Source organism: Marinilabilia sp. (genome assembly GCF_016278715.1).
GTDB lineage: Bacteria > Bacteroidota > Bacteroidia > Bacteroidales > Marinilabiliaceae > Marinilabilia.
Genome location: NZ_JADQBH010000103.1, coordinates 1 through 5,677, shown reverse-complemented (window position 1 = coordinate 5,677; position 5,677 = coordinate 1). Strand labels below are relative to the sequence as shown.

Here is a 5,677-nt window from a genome sequence, read left to right as displayed (position 1 = left end):
CCGCAAATCCTGGATGATTTCACCATGCTGGACGACAACGATATTATGAGTGCCCTTAAGCTATGGCAAAATAACAAGGACCGCGTTCTTGCTTTACTTTCTTCCGGCATAATAGACCGCAAACTTCTAAGAATAGAGGTATCAGATACCCCCTTCTCAAAAGAAATGATTGACCGTCGTAAACATGAAAGCAAAAATTTAATTGGATTATCATTCGAAGAGATGGACTATTTTGTGTTTACGGATCATGTTTCCAACAGCACCTACAAAACAGGAGGTGAAATCATAAACATCCTATACAAAGACGGTTCCATAAAAAACATATCAATGGCTTCGGACATGCTTGACCACGTTGCGTTATCAAAGCCTGTCAGCAAATACATCCTTTGCTATCCAAAATAATTGCCCGCATCTGCTGAGCAAAAAATATTTTAAATTTCGGATATTTAACCTTGCACCACCCGCCCGATGAGCTCTGCCTGGCCTCCTTTAAGGGGCAGACTCTTTAGTGGAAGTTTGAAAGCATTCAACAATTTTGAGCATTTCATGGTTCAAAATTGACGTTTTAGCCGAAAAAAACAGGGCAAAAACGTCCCTGACAGCAACAATATTTTACACCAAAAGATATATTTATTAGTTTTGTCTCAAATTTTTCAACATGGAATTCACTGCACAACAGATTGCTGAACTTATAAATGGGACGGTCGAAGGTGATACAAACCAGGTAATACGGGATGTTTCAAAGATAGAAGAAGGACGCCCGGAGACACTTACATTTCTGGCAAATCCCAAATACGAACAGCACATATATAACACGGAAGCATCGGTGGTTATTGTCAACAACAATTTTAAACCCGAGAAACCGATAAAAACCACCCTCATACGTGTGGAAGACGCCTATCAGGCACTTGCTAAACTGCTTCAACTATACGAAAGCTCCTTACCAAAGAAAACGGGTATCGAACAGCCTTCCTTTATTAACCAGTCGGCATTGATGGGTGATTTTGTTTACATAGGTGCATTTGCATACATCAGTGAAAAAGCAAAAATCGGGAACAATGTTCAAATCTGGCCCGGAGCTTTTGTCGGGGAAGACGTTGAAGTCGGAGACGACACCATTATCTATTCAGGAGTAAAAATTTACAAACATTGTAAAATCGGAAATAGCTGTATTATTCATGCCGGAGCTGTTATCGGATCCGACGGATTTGGTTTTGCCCCCGGCCCGGATGGGGAATATCAGAAAATTCCACAAGTCGGAAATGTGATCCTGGAAGATTTAGTGGAAATTGGGGCCAACACCACTGTCGACCGGGCAACAATGGGTTCAACAATTGTTCGCAAGGGCGCCAAGATAGATAATCTGGTACAAATAGCCCACAATGTGGAAATTGGGGCCAACACCGTAATTGCTGCACAAACAGGAATTGCAGGCAGCACCAAAATTGGCAAAAACTGTATGTTCGGAGGCCAGATTGGAGTTGCTGGGCATTTAAAAATTGCAGATCAGGTAAAAGTGGCGGCACAAAGTGGAATTGGAAAAAGCGTTGTCAAAGATGGCACGGTTTTGATGGGTTCCCCTGCAATGGATGCCATGCAATACAACAAATCCTATGTAATGTTCCGAAAGTTGCCCGCTATTTATCAACAGTTGCAGGAAATCGAAAAAAAAGTTTCAGAAAAATAAGGCACGGACGCTCTACTTCTTTGCACTGCGGCCCGTCATGACTAATGATAGTTACTATGTCAGAAAAACAAAAAACCATCCAAGAACCAACTTCTTTAAAGGGCACCGGCCTTCACACAGGTGCAGAAGTTACACTCACCTTAAATCCAGCCCCCGTAAACTCGGGGTTTTCTTTTAAACGTACCGACCTGGAGAACACCCCTGTGATCAGAGCGATTGCCGATAACGTGGTATTCACTGAAAGAGGTACTGTGCTGGAAGAGAATGAGGCACGCGTAAGTACGATTGAGCACTGTCTTGCTGCCTTACGGGGAATGGGTGTTGACAATTGCCTGATAGAGGTAGATGGCCCGGAAGCACCGATTCTGGATGGTAGCGCGCACTACTTTGTACAAGCCATAAAAAAAGCCGGCATCGAAGAACAGGATGCTGACCGCAAATACTTCGTGGTTAAAGAAAAGATGATTGTGGAAGATCCGGAAACAGGCAGCTCGATTGTCGCCATTCCAGATGAGGGGCAAACCTACCAGACCATGATTTCATTCAACAACTCGATGCTTCTTTCCAACCAGTATGCGAATATGGAAAGCATGGATCAGTTTGAAACTGAAATCAGCAATTGCCGAACCTTTGTATTTCTGCATGAACTGGAGCCACTGCTCAACAATAACCTGATAAAGGGTGGAGACCTTGACAATGCTATTATCATCATTGACAAAGAAGTACCACAAAAGGAATTGGATCGCCTGGCAGCCCTCTTCAATAAGCCATCGGTAGAAGTTAAACCCATTGGAATCCTCAACAATCTGGAGTTGCACCACTCCAATGAGCCTGCCCGCCACAAACTTCTTGATGTAATTGGAGACCTCACCCTGGCCGGAATGCCCATAAAAGGACGCATCATTGCCAGTAAACCGGGACATAAAATCAATGCGGAATTTGCCAAGGCTATTCGTAAGGAGATCAAACGACGTCAGCTGAAAGCCGATGCGCCAGAATACGATCCGAATGCAGAACCGGTTTTCGATATCAACGAAATCAAAAAACTTCTTCCACACCGTCCGCCATTCCTGTTGGTCGACAAGATTATTGACCTTCAGAGCAAAACCATCGTCGGAGTGAAAAATGTCACCATGAATGAACCCTTTTTCGTAGGTCACTTCCCAGAAGAGCCTGTGATGCCGGGAGTCCTTCAGGTTGAAGCGATGGCACAAATTGGTGGAATTCTGGTTCTAAGTCAGGTGGACGAGCCAAAAAAATACAGCACCTACTTTCTGAAAATTGACAACATTAAATTTCGCAAAAAAGTAGTTCCGGGCGACACCATCGTTTTCAAACTAGAGATGATAACGGATATCAGAAGAGGTGTAGCCAATATGAAAGGCACTGCATTTGTGGGAGATTCCATTGTTGCAGAAGGCGAGTTTATGGCTCAGATTGTAAAAAACAAATAATCAAAGGAAATTCACAAACAAAATTCCTTTTAACTTCCTGAAAATAAGAGAACAAGACACATGAAACAACCATTGGCATATATTCATCCAGAAGCAAAAATAGCTCCCAATGTAGTCATTGAGCCCTTCGCGACCATCGACAAAAATGTTGTAATAGGCGAAGGAACCCGAATTGGCTCCAACGTAACCATCCTGGAAGGGGCCCGTATCGGTAAGAACTGCAATATTTTCCCGGGAGCAGTTATATCTGCCGTACCCCAGGACTTAAAATTTGAAGGTGAAGATTCCGTTGTTGTCATTGGAGACAACACCACCATCCGGGAATTTGTAACCATAAATCGCGGGACCAAATCAAAAGGACAAACGGTAGTAGGAAACAACTGCCTGTTAATGGCTTATGTGCATGTGGCTCACGATTGCGTTGTGGGAAATCATGTAATTCTGGTAAACAGCGTACAGGTGGCCGGGGAAGTAAAAATTGACGATTGGGCCATTGTAGGAGGTCTTTCCGCCATCCACCAGTTTGTTCATATCGGGACTCATGTGATGATTGCCGGTGGAACCTTAGTCAGTAAGGACGTTCCTCCATATGTGAAGGCCGGCCGTGAACCAATATCCTACGCCGGTGTCAATTCGATAGGTCTGCGAAGAAGAAACTTCTCCAACGAGCAGATTAGAGATATCCAGGATATTTATCGCTTTATGTTTCAGAAAGGGCTTAACAACAGCCAGGCGATAGAACGCATTGAAGCTGAATTAACGGCATCTGACGAACGCGATGAAATAATTTTATTCATTAAGAATTCGCAAAGAGGGGTTATTAAGGGGTATAATCCAGACAACAGCTAAACCCGAACAAAAAACGTTTTGCCCGGGGAACATCACTTAGTTCCCCGGACAAACCCACAGCATAAAAAAAGCATTGAAATCGCGGTTTCCAATGCTTTTTTTTATGCTATACAATAAAGAACATTAGTCCCTTTCAAAATCTCCTTTTTCAGCGGGTTTCAAGGGATCCGAAGATATCTCCTTGTGCAGATTCCGTCGATTAAAAATATCTACCGCAAGATAAACTGCTTCCCGGAAAGAACTCTCATCCGCCTTGTTTTCTCCGGCAATGTCAAATGCGGTTCCGTGATCGGGCGATGTCCTGACAATAGGCAATCCACCTGTTAAATTGACCCCTTCAGAGAAGGCAATACTTTTGAAAGGAGCCAGTCCCTGATCGTGATACATGGCCAAAACAGCATCAAAACGTCCAACATTTCCGGATCCAAACAACCCATCGGCCGGATAAGGCCCAAGAGCCATAATTCCTTCCTCACGGGCAACTTCGATGGCCGGTTTGATAATATTTATCTCCTCATCCCCCAACAGTCCCTGGTCTCCGGCATGTGGGTTAACCCCAAGAACGGCAATTCGTGGCTTGCGGATAGTAAAGTCGATGCGCAAAGTCCGATCCAAAACCCTGATTTTTTCCAATATTTTCTCCATAGTCAGCAGCTCTGGTACGTCTTTCAAAGGAACATGCCCCGTTACAATCCCCACCTTAAGCTGCGGAGCAACCATCAGCATAATATGCGATTGATTGCCAAACTGCTCTGCCAGAAATTCTGTATGTCCCGGAAAATTGAAGGCCTCAGAATGGGTGACATTTTTATTAATTGGAGCTGTAACCAATACATCCACCAGCCCATTTTTCAAATCTTCTACTGCTTTCTGAAGGGCAACAAATGCGGCCTGTCCACCGTCCTCGGTAGCTTTACCCAACTCAACCCGCACGTTGTCGTCCACGCAGTTAACAATATTCACCCTTTTTGAATGAGCCTCATCTCCTGATTTAATACTATTCAAACTGAAATTTGGGATATTCAGGGCTTTGCGGTGATAAGCCGCCACCTTTGAGGAACCGTAAATAACAGGAGTATAAAGCTCCAGGACTTTGGGATCGGCAAGTGTTTTGAAAATAATTTCATAACCAATGCCATTGATGTCTCCCTGGGTTATTGCAACTCTGACTTTCTCTGTACTCATAACATCTGATTTATTTCATGGACACATGTCTGTAACATGTGATATATATGGATGTTCAATGTTTTGAACTTCGAAAATATTCTTTAATCAAAACTTTCTTAAGCTCCCGGTGAATAATCAATTCAGTGACCACATCGGGAAGCTCAACACTCGGAAACTGTTTTTGATAACTACCAATTTCATCGGGAGACACATCAATTCGGTAAAGTAGATTAAAAAATTTCTCCCCATTCTCTCCCATGAGGTCGTCTACATGCGTTCGCATCTGACCAAAAAGCTCCCGGTAAAAATCATTCACCTCACCGCTAAAGTTAAGTTCCAGACAAAACTCCGCAAAATCCTTGATGATTTGCTGCGCTGTTTCGCGCATCAAATCTTCCCGTTTGCAAGCTTTTTCGAGCTCATTATCTGTGAGAGAAGGAAAATTCATTACTCTGTCTCCTTTTTTGATTCATCGTCCTCTAAAAACCTAAAAGAATACAGCATGGCTTCTAATTGCCAG

The 5,677-nt window shown here is 43.4% G+C and carries 5 protein-coding genes and 1 pseudogene; 4 read left to right on the top strand and 2 right to left on the bottom strand.

From position 1 onward, the window contains the following. The 4 genes and pseudogenes from QZZ43_RS06310 to lpxA form a co-directional block, all read left to right on the top strand. Nucleotides 1-402: pseudogene (locus QZZ43_RS06310) on the top strand (phosphohydrolase); the annotation flags it as partial. Between the two features lie 256 nt (nt 403-658). Continuing rightward, complete coding sequence (lpxD, locus tag QZZ43_RS06305) at nt 659-1,687, top strand: UDP-3-O-(3-hydroxymyristoyl)glucosamine N-acyltransferase (RefSeq protein WP_291857151.1); 1,029 nt, start codon at nt 659-661, stop codon at nt 1,685-1,687. 56 nt (nt 1,688-1,743) lie between these two features. Then, nucleotides 1,744-3,141: a bifunctional UDP-3-O-[3-hydroxymyristoyl] N-acetylglucosamine deacetylase/3-hydroxyacyl-ACP dehydratase gene (locus tag QZZ43_RS06300; RefSeq protein ID WP_291857149.1), complete on the top strand. Its 1,398-nt coding sequence runs from the start codon at nt 1,744-1,746 to the stop codon at nt 3,139-3,141. Between the two features lie 60 nt (nt 3,142-3,201). Next, nucleotides 3,202-3,990, top strand: coding sequence for an acyl-ACP--UDP-N-acetylglucosamine O-acyltransferase (gene lpxA / locus QZZ43_RS06295; protein ID WP_291857147.1), 789 nt, complete (start codon nt 3,202-3,204; stop codon nt 3,988-3,990). Nucleotides 3,991-4,113: 123 nt separating this feature from the next. Here the strand turns inward: lpxA and pdxA are convergent, their stop codons facing one another. Together pdxA and QZZ43_RS06285 are read right to left on the bottom strand one after the other, a co-directional pair. Beyond that, a complete protein-coding gene (gene pdxA / locus QZZ43_RS06290; RefSeq protein WP_291857146.1) occupies nt 4,114-5,175 on the bottom strand; it encodes a 4-hydroxythreonine-4-phosphate dehydrogenase PdxA in 1,062 nt (353 codons plus the stop codon). Nucleotides 5,176-5,230: 55 nt separating this feature from the next. Next, on the bottom strand, nt 5,231-5,605 hold the full coding sequence (locus QZZ43_RS06285) for a hypothetical protein (protein WP_291857145.1): 375 nt from the start codon (nt 5,603-5,605) through the stop codon (nt 5,231-5,233). Nucleotides 5,606-5,677: the final 72 nt, after the last annotated feature.